17 protein-coding genes and 1 pseudogene are annotated in these 17,149 nt (G+C 66.2%); 4 read left to right on the top strand and 14 right to left on the bottom strand.

Annotation, left to right across the window (positions count from 1 at the left end; genetic code table 11):
- The 5 genes from rpaB to KBZ14_RS04915 all read right to left on the bottom strand — a co-directional run bounded on the left by rpaB (position 1) and on the right by KBZ14_RS04915 (position 4,618).
- On the bottom strand, positions 1–807 hold the full coding sequence (rpaB, locus tag KBZ14_RS04895) for a response regulator transcription factor RpaB (protein WP_255117189.1): 807 nt from the start codon (positions 805–807) through the stop codon (positions 1–3).
- Positions 808–963: 156 nt separating this feature from the next.
- Positions 964–2,313: an ABC transporter substrate-binding protein gene (locus tag KBZ14_RS04900; protein ID WP_255117190.1), complete on the bottom strand. Its 1,350-nt coding sequence runs from the start codon at positions 2,311–2,313 to the stop codon at positions 964–966.
- Between the two features lie 5 nt (positions 2,314–2,318).
- Positions 2,319–2,816 carry a rod shape-determining protein MreD gene (locus KBZ14_RS04905; RefSeq protein ID WP_255117191.1) on the bottom strand — a complete coding sequence of 166 codons (498 nt, stop codon included), beginning with the start codon at positions 2,814–2,816 and terminating at the stop codon, positions 2,319–2,321.
- Between the two features lie 3 nt (positions 2,817–2,819).
- The gene (gene mreC, locus KBZ14_RS04910) at positions 2,820–3,566 is read right to left on the bottom strand and encodes a rod shape-determining protein MreC (RefSeq protein ID WP_255117192.1); all 747 of its coding nucleotides are present in this window, start codon (positions 3,564–3,566) and stop codon (positions 2,820–2,822) included.
- A 5-nt stretch (positions 3,567–3,571) separates the two neighbouring features.
- Positions 3,572–4,618: a rod shape-determining protein gene (locus tag KBZ14_RS04915; protein WP_315856127.1), complete on the bottom strand. Its 1,047-nt coding sequence runs from the start codon at positions 4,616–4,618 to the stop codon at positions 3,572–3,574.
- Between the two features lie 184 nt (positions 4,619–4,802).
- Here KBZ14_RS04915 and KBZ14_RS04920 point away from each other — a divergent pair, with 184 nt between their 5' ends.
- Positions 4,803–5,198, top strand: a complete 396-nt coding sequence (locus tag KBZ14_RS04920; protein WP_255117233.1) for a single-stranded DNA-binding protein — start codon at positions 4,803–4,805, stop codon at positions 5,196–5,198.
- A gap of 39 nt (positions 5,199–5,237) precedes the next feature.
- Here the strand turns inward: KBZ14_RS04920 and KBZ14_RS04925 are convergent, their stop codons facing one another.
- A complete protein-coding gene (locus tag KBZ14_RS04925; protein WP_255117193.1) occupies positions 5,238–5,897 on the bottom strand; it encodes a DedA family protein in 660 nt (219 codons plus the stop codon).
- Positions 5,898–6,037: 140 nt separating this feature from the next.
- Positions 6,038–7,465: an adenosylhomocysteinase gene (gene ahcY, locus KBZ14_RS04930; RefSeq protein WP_255117194.1), complete on the bottom strand. Its 1,428-nt coding sequence runs from the start codon at positions 7,463–7,465 to the stop codon at positions 6,038–6,040.
- A 108-nt stretch (positions 7,466–7,573) separates the two neighbouring features.
- On the opposite strand from ahcY, the gene tsaE reads away from it, so the two are divergent.
- The gene (gene tsaE / locus KBZ14_RS04935) at positions 7,574–8,035 is read left to right on the top strand and encodes a tRNA (adenosine(37)-N6)-threonylcarbamoyltransferase complex ATPase subunit type 1 TsaE (protein ID WP_255117195.1); all 462 of its coding nucleotides are present in this window, start codon (positions 7,574–7,576) and stop codon (positions 8,033–8,035) included.
- On the opposite strand, the gene KBZ14_RS04940 is transcribed toward tsaE, so the two are convergent.
- The 5 genes and pseudogenes from KBZ14_RS04940 to mgtE all read right to left on the bottom strand — a co-directional run bounded on the left by KBZ14_RS04940 (position 8,032) and on the right by mgtE (position 13,019).
- Entirely contained in the window at positions 8,032–9,072 is a 1,041-nt protein-coding gene (locus KBZ14_RS04940; RefSeq protein WP_315856128.1) for a carbohydrate kinase family protein, read from the bottom strand. The two genes, tsaE and KBZ14_RS04940, sit on opposite strands and share 4 nt — an antisense overlap.
- Before the next feature lie 27 nt (positions 9,073–9,099).
- A pseudogene (gene mutY, locus KBZ14_RS04945) lies at positions 9,100–10,215 on the bottom strand (A/G-specific adenine glycosylase); the annotation flags it as partial.
- An 8-nt stretch (positions 10,216–10,223) separates the two neighbouring features.
- Positions 10,224–10,397, bottom strand: a complete 174-nt coding sequence (locus KBZ14_RS15910) for a HEPN domain-containing protein (protein WP_399219593.1) — start codon at positions 10,395–10,397, stop codon at positions 10,224–10,226.
- A gap of 175 nt (positions 10,398–10,572) precedes the next feature.
- Positions 10,573–11,553 carry an RpoD/SigA family RNA polymerase sigma factor gene (locus tag KBZ14_RS04950; protein ID WP_255117196.1) on the bottom strand — a complete coding sequence of 327 codons (981 nt, stop codon included), beginning with the start codon at positions 11,551–11,553 and terminating at the stop codon, positions 10,573–10,575.
- A 53-nt stretch (positions 11,554–11,606) separates the two neighbouring features.
- Positions 11,607–13,019 carry a magnesium transporter gene (mgtE, locus tag KBZ14_RS04955; protein ID WP_255117197.1) on the bottom strand — a complete coding sequence of 471 codons (1,413 nt, stop codon included), beginning with the start codon at positions 13,017–13,019 and terminating at the stop codon, positions 11,607–11,609.
- Positions 13,020–13,111: 92 nt separating this feature from the next.
- Between mgtE and KBZ14_RS04960 the strand changes: the two genes are divergently transcribed.
- Positions 13,112–13,591, top strand: a complete 480-nt coding sequence (locus KBZ14_RS04960; protein ID WP_255117198.1) for a glutathione peroxidase — start codon at positions 13,112–13,114, stop codon at positions 13,589–13,591.
- Positions 13,592–13,703: 112 nt separating this feature from the next.
- Here the strand turns inward: KBZ14_RS04960 and KBZ14_RS04965 are convergent, their stop codons facing one another.
- Together KBZ14_RS04965 and gyrB are read right to left on the bottom strand one after the other, a co-directional pair.
- Positions 13,704–14,030, bottom strand: a complete 327-nt coding sequence (locus KBZ14_RS04965) for an SH3 domain-containing protein (RefSeq protein WP_255117199.1) — start codon at positions 14,028–14,030, stop codon at positions 13,704–13,706.
- On the bottom strand, positions 14,030–15,991 hold the full coding sequence (gene gyrB, locus KBZ14_RS04970; protein ID WP_255117200.1) for a DNA topoisomerase (ATP-hydrolyzing) subunit B: 1,962 nt from the start codon (positions 15,989–15,991) through the stop codon (positions 14,030–14,032). Before gyrB ends, KBZ14_RS04965 begins: the two co-directional genes overlap by 1 nt.
- Before the next feature lie 168 nt (positions 15,992–16,159).
- Here gyrB and miaA point away from each other — a divergent pair, with 168 nt between their 5' ends.
- Complete coding sequence (gene miaA, locus KBZ14_RS04975) at positions 16,160–17,104, top strand: tRNA (adenosine(37)-N6)-dimethylallyltransferase MiaA (RefSeq protein WP_399210304.1); 945 nt, start codon at positions 16,160–16,162, stop codon at positions 17,102–17,104.
- The last annotated feature ends 45 nt before the right edge of the window (positions 17,105–17,149 follow it).

Consider the following 17,149-nt stretch of genomic DNA (forward strand, 5'->3'; position numbering starts at 1 on the left):
TCAGCCGGCCGCCGCCGCCATGCCGGCATCGCCCATCCGCTGGGAGGCGTAGCCGGTGCCACGCACCGTGAGGATCAGCTCAGGATTGCGAGGATCGGGCTCAAGCTTGCCCCGCAGACGCGCCACGTACACGTCCACCACTCGGAGATCGGCGGCGCGACGCGGCGGGTAGCCCCAGAGCTGCTCGAGGATCTCGGCACGGGGCACCACCCGACCAGGATCGCGGAACAGCAACTCGAGCAGGCTGAATTCGGTGTAGGTGAGGCCGATGCGCTCGCCGTCGCGGGTCACCTGACGGCGGTTGGTGTCCACCACCAGATCCCCCACCCGCAGCACCCCCTGGCCCGCCGGCACATCCCGGGGTTCGGCACCAGCCGAGCCGCGGCCCACCCGGCGCAGGATCGTGGCGATGCGGGCCTCCAACTCCTTGGGGCTGAACGGCTTGGGCAAGTAATCGTCGGCACCGAGATCCAGGCCGGCAACCCGCTCGGCAATGGCATCGAGGGCCGAAAGGAAGATGATCGGCACACAGGATTCAGCCCGCAGCCGGCGACACACGGCGAAGCCATCCAGCTTCGGCAGCATCACATCCAGCACGACGAGATCGGGCTGCTCCTTGTGAAACAGGGCCAGGGCCTCTTCGCCATCTTGGGCGCAAACCACCCGGTAACCCGCCAACTGCAGGCGCATCACCAGAACCCGCCGCACGGCCGCCTCGTCGTCGACGACGAGCAAGGTGGCGCGATGCTCCCCTGGAGATCCCCCCTGTTCGGCTTCACCCAGCCGTGGCTGGTCCTCCAGGGGCATGTCCACAACAGGGGATGAAGAAGCGCAACGATACCTCTCAAGATGGACGTCAAGTCGCCCAAACCGCCTGGAAACAGGCCCCGAAGCGTCACTCTTAACGATTTCTTCGGAGTCAATTAAAAATCGCGAGCGCCCATTGCGGTGGCCGGGGGCTGCTCAGTGATGTTGCACAGCGTGCTGCTGGGCAGCCTCAGGCCACCGCCCCCCCGCATAGGCATTCCACTGGCGCTCGGCCTCCGCCAGCGCCCGATCGCTGCTGATCTGGCCGAGCATGGCCCGCTGCAGCTGGGTGTACACAATCGCCTGTAGACGTTTCACACCGGGGCTGGCGGGCACCAGCACCCGGGCGCGGCCAAGGGTGTCGGCGGAGAGCAGCCGGGCCTGCTGCACCAGCGCCTCCGCCGGCTGGGCGAGCCGCTCGCGTCGCAGCTGCAGCTCCAGCTGCTGCAGGGCACCAGCGGACGACGGCAACACCCGCGCCTGCTCCGCGAAACGGGCCTGGTTGGCGGCGTTGGTGAGGAACAGGGCAAAGCTGGCAGCCGGCTTGGGCAGCCGGCTCTGTTGGGGCCCCGCCAGGGTCATCACCGCCACATTGGCCTGGCCATCGCTGCCGGTAATCGGCGGGAAGGGGCGGGTGGCGGCCGCAATGCCGGGGGCGTTGGTCTGGATGCTGCGCAGGAACTCGGCCCCGCTGCCCACCTGGGCCAGCTCACCGCTCTGATACAGCTCGATAGCCCGGCGATAGCCCTGACTCACCACCTCCCGGGGTAGCAGGCCGCGGCGGTAGAGATCGGTCCAGAAGGCGAAGGCGTGGCGCCCGGCGGGACTGTTGAAAGCGGCGCGCTGACGTTCATCCAGCAGCGTCACCCCCATCTGCACCAGGGTTTCCAACAGCTCAGCCGAGTCGTCCGGCACCACCGTGACGAACAGGGCGTAGCGGCCGGTGCGGCGCTTCACCGCCTCGGCGTAGGCCGGCAACTCCTGCCAGGTGCGGGGCGGAGCGCTATATCCAGCCTTGGCGAGCAGGGACGTGTTGGCCAGGGTGATCCGGGCCGTGAGGTACCAGGGAATGGCGTATTGCTGGGGGGCGCCATCGGGGCCGGCGCTGCGGCCCGCCTGCCAGATCTGCGGCAGATAGCCGGAGGCCGCCGCTGGAGGCAGCACCGGATCCAGGGGCAGCAGCCCACCCTTGCTTGCCAGGTTGGCGGCAAACAGGGGGTTGAGGTTCACCACATCGGGCGCCGTGCGCGCAAACACCGCCGCCAGCAGCTTGCGCTCCACCGAGCCCCAGGGCACGTCGGTCCACACCACGTCGTAGCCGGGGTTCTGGCGCTCCCACTCAGCGATCACCCCCTGGATGTAGCCATTGAATTTGGGGGCCAGATCCAGGGTCCAGAACTGGATCTGCTTCGGCTCTGCCTGGGGCGCCCGGCAGCCCGCCAGCAGCAGGGCAAGGCCAGCGGCAGCACCCGCCAGCCAACGGCGCCGCGATATCAGATGCGCCATGGCCATCAACCCCGCAGCGACGCCACCTGGCGCCAGCGCAACAACAACAACGAGCAGATCATCGGAGCCAGAAGTGCGGTGAGCAGGGTCTGCACCAAGAGGATGTGGAGGCCGGCCTGCGGCCATTGGCCCTGGAGCTGGAACTGCAGCAGCAGGCTGCCCCCCAGGGCCAGGCTGCCCAACAACGCCAGCAGCCCCAGACTGAAACTGCGCTCAATCGGGGCCCCGAGCCGGCCCAGCCGGCCCCACCACCAGCCGAGCAGCAGCAGCACTGGCACCTCCGTGACATCGCCCAAGTGGAGCGCATCCAGCACCAGACCCAGGGACAGGCCAGCAATGGCACCAGAGCGAGGGCCATCCACCAAGGCCCAGGGCAACAGCCACAGCACCGCCCAACTGGGAGCCACCCCAGCGATCTTGAGGAAGCCGGGGGAGGCCAGGGTCAGCAGCGGTACCGCCAGACCCGTGGCCCCACACCAGCGCTGGCGATGCAGCACACCCATGGTTCAGCGGGCACTCCGAGTCACCACCTGCACCCAGTCCACCGCATCCACGGGGGCACTGAGTTGCACCACGGCATCGGGGGCCGGCACCTGCTGCTCATCCACCGACTGCACCACCCCCACGGTGATGTTGGGCGGCACCAGGGTGCTGGCGGGGGAGGTGGTCACCACGTCGCCGGGACGCACACCGGTGTCCTTATCCAGGAACTGGAGCTTGGGCCTTGGGGTGCCGAGGCCCGTGAGCAAGCCATGGCGCTGAGTGCGGGCCACCCACACCCCCAGGCGACTGGAGGGGCTAGTGAGCAAGGCCACCCGCGCCGTGGTGGGCGTGACACTGGCCACCCGGCCGAGCATGCCGCCAGGAGCCAGCACGGCATCCCCGGGGGCCACACCATCGAGGCTGCCCTTGCCCAGCTCCAGCTGCTGCCACCAGCCACCGCTGTCGCGGGAGATCACAGCGGCGCTGAGCTTCGCCCCAGGGGCGCGATCGAGGGCTAGCAAACCGCGCAGGCGCACATTGTCCTGCTCCAACTGGGTGAGGCGCGACTGGTCAGCGAGCTGCTTGGCGGAACGCAGCCACTCGGACTGGGCCGACCCAGGCCAGAAGGGGCGACTCAACAGGGCATAGGCATCGGCAACGAACGCCCCCTTGCTCAGCCGCACCCCCACCAGGGCCAGGAGCAGCAACCACCAGGGCCAGGCCTGAATGAGCTTGTGCAACGTGGGGACGCGGGGCAAGCGCCCGTTCATGGGGTTCAGGAGGCAGACCTGGCGAAGTCAGGCGTGTCGAGCACCCGCTCAAGGCGCTTGTAGTCCTCCAGCACCCGACCGCAACCGTTCACCACGCAGAGCAGGGGGTCTTCGGCCACGTGCACGAGGATGCCCGTCTCGTGGCTGATCAGATCGCTGATGCCACGCACCAAGGCGCCACCACCGGCCAGCATGATGCCGCGGTCCACGATGTCGGCAGCCAGTTCGGGCGGTGTGCGCTCGAGGGTGCGCTTCACGGCCTCCACGATCACGTTGAGTGGCTCGGCCATGGCCTCGCGCACATCGCCGGCACGCACGTTGATCGTGCGCGGCAAGCCGGAGAGCAAGTGCAGACCCCGCACATCCATAGAGGTCTCATCGTGCGTGTTGTCGGGGAAGGCCGAACCGATGCGGATCTTGATCTCCTCCGCGGTGCGTTCACCCACCACCAAGTTGTGCACCTTCTTGAGGTACACGCCGATGGCATCACTGAGCTCGTCGCCGGCAACCCGCACGGATTCGCTCAGCACGGTGCCGCCCAGGCTCAGCACGGCCACCTCTGTGGTGCCGCCGCCGATGTCCACGATCATGGTGCCCACGGGCTCGGTGACGGGCAGGCCCGCACCGATGGCGGCCGCCACGGGCTCATCAATCAGGTGCACCTCACGGGCACCGGCCAGGCCAGCCTCACGCACGGCGCGGCGCTCCACGCCGGTAACGCCACTGGGAATGCCGATCACCAGACGGGGGGCCACGATGCCGCGGCCTTCATTGCCCTTCTGAATGAAGGTTTTGATCATCTGCTCGGCGGCATCGAAATCGGCGATGACGCCATCGCGCAGGGGGCGCACCGCGCGGATGTTGCCGGGGGTGCGGCCCAGCATCAGCTTGGCCTCGTCACCCACGGCCAGAGGCACACCCCGCTCGAGATCGAGGGCCACCACAGAGGGCTCCTGCAGCACGATGCCCTTGCCGGACACGTACATCAGGGTGTTGGCGGTTCCCAGATCGATGCCGATGTCGCGTGAGAGCTGGAAACGCTTAAAAAACACAGGTGACCCACCGAGCGGGCCAAATCATAGGTGGATTGGCTGAAGCAGCCGGATCCAGCAGGCTCTGCCATAGCCCCGGCGGCAGGGGCCTCTGGAACATCCGGGCCAAAGGGTGGAACTCTCTTGAGGAAGCACCCCGACCAGGGGCTGCATCATGAATCCAACGCATCAACAGGAGAACGCCATGGGCGTCAATTCCGTGACCCTCGTCGGCCGAGCCGGCCGCGACCCCGAGGTTCGCTACTTCGAATCCGGAAGCATGGTGGCCAACCTCACCATGGCCGTGAACCGCCGCAGCGCCAACGACGAGCCGGACTGGTTCAACCTCGAAATCTGGGGCAAACAGGCCCAGGTGGCTGCCGACTACGTCCGCAAGGGCTCGCTGCTCGGCATCATCGGCAGCTTCAAGCTCGACCGCTGGACCGACCGCGCCACCGGCGAAGAGCGCACAAAACCCGTGATCCGCGTCGATCGGCTCGAACTGCTGGGCTCCAAGCGTGACGCGGAGGCCGGCGGCGGCGGCAATTTCGGTGGGGGCTTCGGAGGTGGAGAACCCAGTGAGGACGAAGTTCCGTTCTGACGCCACACCAGCAAAAGGCATCCACCGCCCTGCCGGGGGCTAGTGGGAGTTGTTGCGCTTGTTCCAAGTGCGCAGCCCCAGCCACACGAGGCCACCGGCCACGGCCAGCACCAGCATGAGCTTCACGGCCTTGGCCACCGGCTCGATCCAGTGCTCCACGTTCGTGTAGCCCTCACCGAGGGCCAGCCCCGCCAGGGTGAGCAGCAGGGTCCAGATCAGGCTGCCGGCGGTGGTCCACAGCAGAAACGGCGTGAACGGCATCATCTCGATGCCCGCAGGCACCGAGATCAGCGTGCGGATGCCGGGCACCAGCCGGCCCCAGAACACCAGGGCCGTGCCATAGCGGGAGAACCAATCGCGGCTGCGGTGCAACTCTTGGGGGCTGATGCCGATCCAGCGTCCATGGCGCTCGAGCCACTCCTCAATGCGCTGCTCATTGATCAGCCGGCCGATGCCATACCAGGGCAGCGCCCCCAGCACCGTGCCGATCAGCCCCGCCAGCACCACCGGGATCAGGGCCAACTGGCCCTGCTGCACATAGAAGCCCCCGAGGGGCATGATCAGCTCCGAGGGAATCGGCGGGAACAGGTTCTCCAGAAACATCGCCGCGAAAATGGCGCCATAGCCCAGCAGAGGATTGGCCTCCACAGCTGACCCAATCAGCTCTGGCAGCTGCTGCACCAGTTCAGTGATCCCCATCGCGGTTCCTGCTTGCTGCGCTGATTGTCTGGCATCGATCCCGAGAGCCAAGGCAACGCAACGCAATCAAGGGCCACAAAAAAGCCCGGCCTGATGGCCGGGCGAAGCAGCAAGCGAACTGACCCTGCCTGGAGGCGTGCTCAGTAGCGGTAGTGCTCGAGCTTGTAGGGCCCCTCAACGGGCACGTTGATGTAATCGGCCTGCTCCTGGGAAAGCTCGGTGAGCTTGGCACCGATCTTGTCGAGGTGGAGGCGAGCCACCATCTCGTCGAGATGCTTGGGCAGCACGTACACCTGCTTCTCATACTGCTCGCCCTTGGTGAACAGCTCGATCTGAGCGAGCACCTGGTTGGTGAAGGAGTTGCTCATCACAAAGCTGGGGTGGCCAGTAGCGCAGCCCAGGTTCACCAGCCGGCCCTCGGCCAGCAGGATGATCTTGTTGCCGCTGGGCAGAACGATGTGATCCACCTGGGGCTTGATGTTGTCCCAGGTGTATTGCTTCAGGGATGCCACATCGATCTCGTTGTCGAAGTGGCCGATGTTGCACACGATCGCCTGATCCTTCATCTGGATCAGGTGCTCATGGCGGATCACCTTGAAGTTACCGGTGGCGGTCACGAAGATGTCCACATCGCGCACCACGTCGTCGAGGCGCACCACGCGGTAGCCCTCCATGGCGGCCTGCAGGGCACAGATCGGATCAATCTCAGCGATCATCACCGTGGCGCCAAGCCCACGCAGCGACTGGGCTGACCCCTTGCCCACATCGCCGTAACCCAGCACCAAGGCCACCTTGCCGGCCACCATCACATCGGTGGCGCGCTTGATGCTGTCAACCAGCGATTCGCGGCAACCGTAGAGGTTGTCGAACTTGCTCTTGGTCACCGAGTCGTTGACGTTGATCGCCGGGAAGGGCAGTTCACCGCTCTTCTGCATCTGGTAGAGGCGAGCCACACCGGTGGTGGTTTCCTCGGTGACGCCCTGGATGTTGGCGTAGATGCGGGAATAAAAGCCGGGCTGGGCCGCCAGCTTCTGACGGATGCTGTTGAAGAGGGCGGTTTCCTCTTCGTTGGAGGGGTTGTCGAGAACGGAGAGATCCTTCTCCGCCTTGGTGCCCAGCACCACGAGTCCGGTGGCATCGCCGCCGTCGTCGAGGATCATGTTGGGCGTACCACCATCGCCCCACTCGAGGATGCGGTGGGTGAAGGCCCAGTACTCATCCAAGGTTTCGCCCTTGTAGGCGAACACGGGAATGTTGGCGGCGGCGATGGCAGCCGCGGCGTGGTCCTGGGTGGAGAAGATGTTGCAGCTGGCCCAGCGCACCTCAGCACCGAGGGCCACCAAGGTTTCGATCAGAACCGCGGTCTGGATCGTCATGTGCAGGGAACCCGCGATGCGGGCGCCCTTGAGGGGCTGCTCAGCGCCGTACTTGGCCCGCAGGGCCATCAGGCCCGGCATCTCGGTTTCGGCGATGTTCAGTTCCTTGCGGCCGAAGTCGGCTAGGCCGAGATCGGCGATCACATAGGAATTGGTGCTCTGCAATGCAGGGGCTGTGGGGGTCGCCACCATGGGTTGTTCTCGCTTGGGAAACAGCTCGCTCCCGGCTGGGAGGGCGTGGTTTGGAAATATCTGCGGAGACGCCGAGGCTTCGGGCTCGCGTGGAGGCAATCTACTGCGATGGATCCTGGCAACGTGTTTCTGGCCGATGCGGCGGCCACTGCAACCCTGGGCAGGGATCTGGCGGCACGCCTCAGCGCCCGGTGCGCCCCCGCGATCCTGCTGCTGGAAGGCAATCTGGGGGCCGGCAAAACCTGCCTGGTGCAGGGCCTGGCCGCCGGCCTGGGCATCAGCGAGCCGATCACCAGCCCCACCTTCGCCCTGGCCCAGCACTACGCCCCGCCCGGCGGGGGCCCAGGCCTGGTGCACCTCGATCTCTACCGGCTGGAGCTGCCCGCCGCCGCCGATGAGCTGTTTGCCCAGGAAGAGGAAGAGGCCGTGGCCCTGGGAGCCCTGATAGCCGTGGAATGGCCGGGCCGCCTGAGCTTTGTGCCCGAAGGGGCCTGGCGGGTGGAACTGCGGCTCACCGAGGCCGCCGACCCACAGGCGGGGCGGCTGGCCCTGATCGAGCCTGGCGCTTAACGGGGCACTGCCGCTGGAAGATCAGTGGCGGCGGTGGTGTTCACGAACGCCACAACCTGCTCCGCAGCCGGCTGGGGATCGATGCCCCCCGCTCCCTGGCACACCAGGGCGCCGCAGGCGCTGGCGAAGCGGATGGCCGCGGTGAGCCGGTCCGTGATGGCGCCATCGCCATCGGCCCTGAGCAGAGTCGGCTCAGCGCAAAGGCGATGCAGCAAACCCGCCAGGAAGGCATCCCCGGCGCCGGTGCTATCCACCACCTCCACGGCGAAGGCCGGCATCGAACCGCTGTGGGCGCCGAAACACCAGGCCAGCTGCTGGCCGCCATCGGTGATCACCACCGCGGGCCGCTGGGGCAAGGCGGCGGCCACCTGCTTCGGATCGCGGCTATCGAACAGCCATTGGGCCTCCTCAGCCGCCAGCTTCAGCAAGACGGCCTGGTCCAGCAGCGGCCGCATGGCCGCCACGGCAGCAGCCGGTGGACCGGAGGACGCGGACGCGGCTGGATCCCAGAACGTGGGGCGCCAGTTCACATCCAGGGCCACCGCCACGCCATGGGCCCGGGCCAGCGCCGCGGCCCGGTGCAGAGCCTGCGCTGCCGTGGGGCTGGCCAGGGGGATGCTGCCGATCTGCAGCCACTGAGCACCCGTGAGCAGGGGCGGCAGGGCCTGCTCCAGCGGCCCCTGCTCGAGGGCCTGATCGGCAAAACCAAGCCCCTGATCGCCAGCAAAACCACCGAAACTGCGCTCGCCCGTGGCATCCCGGTGCACCAGCACGATGCGACTGGGCCGGTTGGCATCGCGCTGCAGGGCCGAGAGGTCCACGGCCCGAGCCGTGAGCAGCTCCACGAAGGCGTCGCCGATGGCATCCTCACCCAGACGCCCCACAAAGGCTGTGGGCGTACCCAAGCGCGCGAGGGCACAGGCCACGTTGGCGGGCGCTCCCCCGAGGCGATCGTCGAGCAGCTCCGCAGAAGCCGTGGCCGGATCGCCCGCCAGGGGGCCAAGCCGGTCCACCAGGGCTTCCCCCAGGCAGATCACCTGGGGCGCCTCAGGCGCCTGCAGTCCCAGCCGCTCCAGCAGCGCCGCAATGATGCGGGCATTGGCGGCCGGGAAGGGGAAGTGGCTCAGCTGAGCCGGCTCCACCCACTGCACCTGCTGGCAGGCCAGGGGCTGCGGTTCGCCCGATTGCCACTGGCAAAGATGCACCACAAAGCGCAGGCGCTTGTGGCTGTAGGCGTGCTCCAGGCTGATCAGCTCCTCGCCCACCTCCACCGTGATCGCCAGCTCCTCCATCAGCTCGCGGGCGATGGTGGCTTCGATCACCTCTCCCGGTTCCTGCTTGCCGCCGGGGAATTCCCAAAGCCCCCCCAGCAGCCCCTCGTTGAGCCGTTGGTCGATCAGCACCTGGCCGGCGCCGTTGAGCACCACGCCCACGCCAATCACCTGAAAGGGGAGGGGCTTGCTGGCGTCCTTCACGGGGTATTGGGCCGGATCGCCGGCAGCGTAGGCAGCGCAGTGCTCCAGCCAGGGACACTCGCCGCAGCGGGGATTGCGGGGCGTGCAAACCGTGGCGCCCAGATCCATCAACGCCTGGTTGAAGGCCCGGGGCTGCTGGGGATCGAGGAGTTCCTCACTCAGCCTCCAAAAGCCGGCAAGCTCCCGCGCCGGCGGCCTGGGGCTCGCGATCAAGCGCGCCAGCACCCGCTTCACGTTGCCATCGAGGATGGCGAAGGGCCGATCAAAGGCCGAGGAGAGGATGCTGCCGGCGGTACTGCGGCCGATGCCGGGCAACGCCAGCCAGCCCTCCAAAGCCTGCGGCCAGGACTGGCCCAGCATCTGGCGTGCCCCCTGATGCAAGCGCCGGGCACGGGAGTAGTAGCCGAGGCCCTGCCAGAGCAGCAGAACGTCGTGCTCCTCGGCCGCCGCCAGGGCCTCGAGGCTGGGAAAGCGCGCCATCCAGCGCTGCCAATAGGGCAGTACCACCTGCAGCTGGGTTTGCTGCAGCATCACCTCAGCCACCCAGATCGGGTAGGGATCCAGGGGGTCGCCCGGCCCGGGGCGAGCCCCGCTGGCCATGTGCTTCCAGGGAATCGTGTGGCGGCCATGCTCCTGCCACCAGCCCAGAAGGGCATGGCGCAGGTCAGCGACCCTGCCACTAAGCCGTGCGTCATCCACAGCCAGCGTCTGCCTCAAGGAAATCGTGGTCTCCGCACCGCGAAATCTGTGAACCGTGCCAGATCCCGGTAGGACTCCACATCCGCCCCAGCCCGCAGCAGACGTTTGAACAGAAGCACCAAATCGTGGGTGAAGGGAGGGACATCACCAAGCTGATACAGCCAGGCCTTGAGAGCCTTCTCCACCACTTGCTGAACTCAAAATCCCCAGTTGGCCGCGCAATCGTGAGCATCCATCCCACATCGGCATGACGCCTCAGCCGCAGGATCGAATCGAATGAATTCCCGGTATTGACACCGGCATTGCCGTGCTCGAGAACAGAGGAATTGGTCCGCAAGCGAAGCCTCTGCTGGGCCTACAAGCTCACACCGCCACGTAGGCCTCCACCGACTCGCTGAGGCGGCGCAGGCCGGCCAGGCCATCGCGCTCCAGGTTGCGCACGCGATCACGGCTCATGCCCAGAACCCGGCCGATACCGGTGAGGCTCATGGGCTCCTCCACATCAATGCCGTAGCGCATCTTGAGCACCCGGCCCTGCAGATCTGGCAGCCGCTCCAACAGGGCGCGCATGTCGCCACGCATGCACTCGCCATCCACGAGTTCATCGGGCTGGCTGCCATCGGCCGCCAACAGATCGAGCAGCTCGGTGTCGTCGCCATCGCCCACCTTCGTTTCCAGGCTCACGGGCTGACGAGCCCGGCACAGCAGATCCTTCACCTCCTCCTCCGGCAGATCCACCGCCTCCGCCAGTTCCGTGATTGTGGGGGTGCGGCCCAGATCCTGGCTCAGTTCCCGCTGGCCTTTTTTGAGCTTGTTCAGCGTTTCGGTGATGTGGATCGGCAGACGGATCGTGCGGCTCTTTTCCGCGATCGCCCGGGTGATGCCCTGGCGAATCCACCAGTAGGCATAAGTAGAGAACTTGTAGCCCCGGGTGGGGTCGAACTTCTCCACACCCCGCACTAGGCCGATGGTGCCCTCCTGGATCAGATCCAGCAGCTCCATGTTCCGCTTGGTGTACTTCTTCGCCACACTCACCACCAGACGCAGGTTCGCTGCCACCATCCGCTCCTTGGCGCGCTGGCCAGCCCGCAGCCGCTTCTTGAGCACCTGGGGTGCCAGGCCCGCCGCATCGGCCAACTGCTCAGGGGTGGGCTTGACACCGCCGGAGCGCATCAGCAACTCCTGCTCAATGTCCTCGATGGCCATGAGCTCCTGCACCTGGCGGCCCAGGGTGATCTCCTGCTCATGGGAAAGCAGCGGCACGCGGCCGATGTCCCGCAGGTAGGAGCGCACCAGATCGGTGCCGGCGAAAGAAGCCTCTGAAGCAACGACGGCGACGGCCACGGCCGAGTCCTGAACTTATGTAAAGCCTACCCTGAAGAAGTGTGAAGGAGCTCTCAGGAAGCAGAAAACCGCCCCAGCAACCAGGAGGCGGTCTGCAGGTAGATGAACACCCCGGCCACGTCGGTGGCGGTGGCGATGAACGGGGCGGACATCAGGGCCGGGTCGAGGCCAAGGCGGTCAAACAGCAGTGGCAGGGCGGCTCCAGCCGTGGCGGCCAGGGTGGTAATCGCCACCAGGCTGAAGCCCGCGGCACCGGCCACCAGCCAGTTGCCGCCACTCACATAGGCCGCCCAGGGGATCACCACCAGCATCATCAGCAAGCCCAGCAGGGCCCCGGCCACAGCTTCGCGCCAGATCGCCCGCCCCGTTCCCAGAGCCTGTATCCGCTGGGTGCTCAGGCCCCGGATCACCACTGTGGAGCTCTGGGCGCCCACATTGCCGCCGGTGCCGATCAACAGGGGGATGAAGGCCGCCAGCACCACCACCTGCTTGAGAACCCCATCCATCGAGGCGATCACGGCCGCTGTGCCGCTGTTGGCCAGCAACAGCACCAACAGCCACACCACCCGCCGGCGGGCCACGGTGAACAGGTTGCTCTGGAAGTAGTCGTCCTCATCGCCGGCCTGCACGGCGCCGGCGGCATAGAGGTCGCGGGTGGCCTCCTGCTGGATCACGTCGATCACGTCATCCACGGTCACGATCCCCACCAACCGCAGCTCCCGGTCCACCACCGGCACGGCCAGAAAGTCGTAGCGCTGGATCACCCGGGCCACTTCCTCCTGATCGGTGTCGGTGCCCACGCTCACCACCTCGCGGGTCATCACATCGCCCACGCGGTCGTCGGGGTCTGCCACCACCAAGTCGCGCAGCGACAGGATCCCCGTGAGGTGGCGGGAGGCGTCGGTGACGTAGAGGGCGTAGATGGTTTCGGTGTCGCGGGCGCGGCGGCGAACGATGGCCAGGGCCTGGGCCACGCTGTGGAACTCCTTGAGGTCGATGAACTCGGTCGTCATCAGACGACCCGCCGTTTCGGGTTCGTAGCCCAGCAACTGGGCGGTAACGCGGCGCTCCGCCGGGCTCAGCTCCGCCAGCAGGCGCCGCACCACCTTGGCGGGCAGTTCATCGAACAGCTGCACCCGATCGTCGGGCGACATCTCCTCCACCAGCTCCAGCACTTCACTGGAGCGCAGGCGCTCAAGCAGGGTCTGCTGCACCGAGGGCTCGAGGTATTCGTACACCTCAATGGCCTCATCCTTCGACAACAACCGGAAGGCCAGGGCCTGGAGGGTGCGTGGCAGGCCGCCGATGGCCTCGGCGATGTCCACTTCCTGCACGGGCTGCAGCAGCAGCTTCACGGCGTCGTAATTGCCGGCCTCCAGCATCACTTTGAGCTGCTGGATCAGCACCTCGGTGAGGGCAGCGCCATTGGCAGCATTGGTGGCGGCTGCAGCCATCGCCTCGCTCATGGGGCCCCGATGCTGCGGCACCCCGAGTGTATGGGCTGAAGCCGCTAGGGTCCGGCCGTCTTCCATACCGGCGAGCCCGGACCCCCTGAACCATGGCCGTGAATGTGAGCGAAGTGGTGGTCAGAACCGCCAACGGCGCTGAGCAGAAACTGGGCGATCTGGCCGGCCAGGTGCTGCTGATCGTGAACGTGGCCAGCCGCTGCGGCTTCACTCGCCAGTACGCCGGGCTGCAGGCCCTGCAGGAGAACTACGCCCCCCAGGGGTTTTCGGTGCTGGGTTTCCCCTGCAACGACTTCGGCGCCCAAGAGCCCGGAACCCTGAGCGAGATCCAACAGTTCTGCTCCACCACCTACGGCGCTAGCTTCCCGCTCTACGAGAAGGTGCACGCCACCGGCGCCAAAACCGCTCCCTACGACGTGCTCACCCAGACCGAGCCCGCCGGCGATGTGGCCTGGAACTTCGAGAAGTTCCTGATCGGCAAGGACGGCACCGTGCTGGCCCGCTTCAAGAGCGGCGTAGAGCCCGATTCCGCTGAACTGAAAGGCGCGATTGAGGCGGCTCTGGCCGCCTGATCAAGGTCCGCGGCAGTCTCCAAGAACCTGCACAGGTTGTACAGCTTCTTGGAGACCCAGCAGAGGAGAGGCCAACTGCTACCGGCGCACCGCCCAGCGGAGCAAGCAATCCCTACCCCAGCAGCCAACCGCGGCGTGGCTGGCCCACGGGAGCAGCCGTTTGCACCTGCAGCCAACGCCGGCCCGCGGGAGTCTCCCAGCTGCGCAGCACCTGCAAGGGCTCACCGGCGGCGAGGCAGGTCAGAGCTGGAGCCCGCTGCTCCGGGGCACAGTGCAGGGCCATCGGCCTGGTGGAGAGCCATGGCTCCCTGGCCTGGCGGCGGCGCACCTCCGGCTGACGCCGATCGCCGGCACCGGCCGGCAAGGAGGCAGGTGCGAACAGGGCAAACCCCAGCAGAGCGGCCGTTTGCCAGGGATTGAGGCGCAGCAGGCCGGACATCAAATGTCGAGTTGCGCGAAATCGAGTTCAGCGCTGTGGGTTTCGATGAACTCGCGGCGGGGGGCCACTTTGTCGCCCATCAGGATCGTGAAGATGCGATCAGCCTCCAAGGCATCTTCGATTTCCACCCGCTTCATGGTGCGAGTTGTGGGATCCATGGTGGTTTCCCACAACTGCTTAGGCATCATTTCACCGAGACCCTTAAAGCGCTGGATGGTGTAGTTGGCCTTTTCACCGAAACTTTCCACCGTCTTCTTGAGGTCACCCTCGTTGTAGCAATAGGTGTGATTCTTGCCCCGCTCCACCTTGTAGAGCGGAGGACAAGCAATGTAAATGTAGCCGCCCTCCACCAGGGCCTTCTGATAGCGGAAGAAGAAGGTGAGGATCAGGGTCCGGATGTGGGCGCCATCCACGTCAGCGTCGGTCATGATCACGATGCGGTGGTAGCGGAGGTTTTTTTCCTCGAACTCCTCACCCTTGATACCCAGGCCGAGGGCAGTGATCAGAGCCTGGATCTCCGTGTTCTTGTAGATCTTGGCATCGTCTGTTTTCTCGATGTTGAGAATCTTGCCCCGCAGCGGCAGGATCGCCTGGAAACGGCGATCACGGCCTTGTTTGGCAGAGCCACCAGCCGAATCCCCCTCCACGATGTAGATCTCAGATTCGGAGGGATCGCGGGACGAACAATCCGCCAGCTTGCCGGGCAAGGTGGAGCTTTCCAGCACGCTCTTGCGGCGCACCAGCTCGCGGGCACGGCGTGCGGCCTCAGCCGCATTGAAGGCCTGGATCGCCTTTTCGAGGATCAGGTCGATCACCGAGGGGTTGAATTCCAGGTATTCGCTCAGGGATTCGCCCACCAGCGAATCCACGATGCCGCGCACCTCGGTGTTGCCGAGCTTGGTTTTTGTTTGGCCCTCGAATTCCGGCTCGGGGACCTTCACCGACAGCACGGCTGTGAGGCCCTCACGGATGTTCTCACCCGCCAGGTTGGTATCAGCCTCTTTGCGCTTGCCGCGCTTCTTGGCGAAGGTATTGAGGGTGCGGGTCAGCACCGTTTTCAAACCCTCGATGTGGGTGCCGCCATCCACGGTGCGGATGTTGTTGGCAAAGCCCAGGATGCTGTCGGAGTAGGCGTCCACGCACCATTGCAGAGCCGCCTCCACCTGCACCCCATCTTTTTCAGAGTTCACGTAGATGATCTCTGGATGCAGCGGATCCTTCTCCGCATTCATGTAGGCAACGTATTCCTTGATGCCGCCTTCGTAGTGATAAATCTCCTCGTGGGCGGCACCATCGACACCGCAGGCTGCCGGGCGGTGATCGCTGAACACGATCTTCACGCCGCCATTGAGATAGGCGAGCTCCCGCAGACGGCCCGACAGAGTGCCGTAGTCGAACTCGATGCCGGTGGAGAAGATCTCGATATCCGGCTTAAAGCGCACGGAGGTGCCGGTGCGGCCCGCTTCGCTGGCGGGCTCGGAGACCAAGGAACCGATCGGATTGCCGCGCTCAAAGCGCTGGCGGTGCACCTGCTCCTGCCGGTACACGGTGACTTCCACCCACTCAGAGAGGGCGTTCACCACAGACACGCCCACGCCGTGCAGGCCGCCTGACACCTTGTAGCCACCAGAGCCGAACTTGCCACCGGCGTGCAGCACGGTGAGCACGGTTTCCAGGGCGCTCTTGCCGGTGCGGGGGTGCACGTCGGTGGGGATGCCGCGCCCGTTGTCGGTCACGGTGCAACTGCCGTCCTCGTTGAGGGACACCGTGATATCGGTGCAGTGGCCGGCGAGGGCCTCGTCCACCGAGTTGTCCACCACCTCGTAAACGAGGTGGTGCAAACCGCGCGGCCCGGTGGAGCCGATGTACATGCCAGGGCGCTTGCGCACCGGCTCCAGGCCTTCCAGCACCTGGATCTGCTCGGCGCCGTAGGCGGCCTGGACTTTGGTGGCGTCGCTCATGGAATCCAGAGAAGGCCCCAGCCCAGCGCTGCAGGGCGCGCGGCAAGGGTTCGAGAGGCGCGCTAGGGCCAGCCTTTGGGGACCAATCTAACACCGACGCAATAGAGAAGCTCCTGGAGGCCTCTCCGTTGTGATTTGGTTCGGGGGTGCACCCCGCCTCACGGCAGAGTGCCTCCAATGACAGTCCACGCCTCCAGCTCCAGCCCAGCCCACCAGCCCCTGGTGATCGTGCTGCTGGGCCCCACTGCCAGCGGCAAAACCGCCCTGGGCATCGACATCGCCAAGGCCCTCGATCTTGCGGTGCTCTCGGTGGACTCGCGCCAGCTCTACCGAGAGATGGACATCGGTACCGCCAAGCCAACCATCGCCCAACGGGCGGCGGTACGCCACGAGCTGCTCGACCTGCGCCGCCCGGATCAACCGATCAACCTGCAGGAGTTCCGCGCCGAGGCGGAGGCTGCCATTGCCGCAGAACACCAGCGCCGCGGCATCGCCCTACTGGTAGGGGGCAGCGGCCTCTATCTCAAGGCCATCACCCAGGGGATGACACCCCCAGCCGTGCCACCCCAGCCGCAGCTGCGGGCCCAGCTAGAGGCCCTGGGGCAAGGGCTGTGCCACCAAATGCTCACGCTGGCGGATCCAGCTGCCGGCGCCCGGATCATGGCCAACGATGCCGTGCGCACCCAGCGGGCCCTAGAGGTGCTCTACGCCACCGGTCAACCCCTGAGCAACCAGCAGGGCTCAAGCCCACCGCCCTGGCGGGTGCTGGAGCTGGGGCTGAACCCGGCGGACCTGAAACAACGCATCCAGCAACGCACAGCGGCGCTCTACGCCGAGGGGCTGGTGGAGGAAACCCGCGGGCTGCTGGAGCGCTACGGACCCGCGTGCGAACTGCTCAACACCATCGGCTACGGGGAGGCCAAAAGCGTGCTGCAGCAAGAGCTCAGCCCCACTGAGGCGATGGCCCTCACCACGCGGCGCACCCAGCAATTCGCCAAGCGGCAACGCACCTGGTTCCGCCGCCAACACGAACCGATTTGGCTGGATGAACCCGGCAGCGAAGCCAATCCGCTGCAGAGGGCCTTGCTGGAGATCGGGCGCGTCCTAGGGTGAAGGGTGAACAGCAACTGTTTTCACTCCGTCCTCTCGCCCGCCTGA

It is taken from the genome of Synechococcus sp. HJ21-Hayes (genome assembly GCF_024345835.1).
GTDB lineage: Bacteria > Cyanobacteriota > Cyanobacteriia > PCC-6307 > Cyanobiaceae > Vulcanococcus.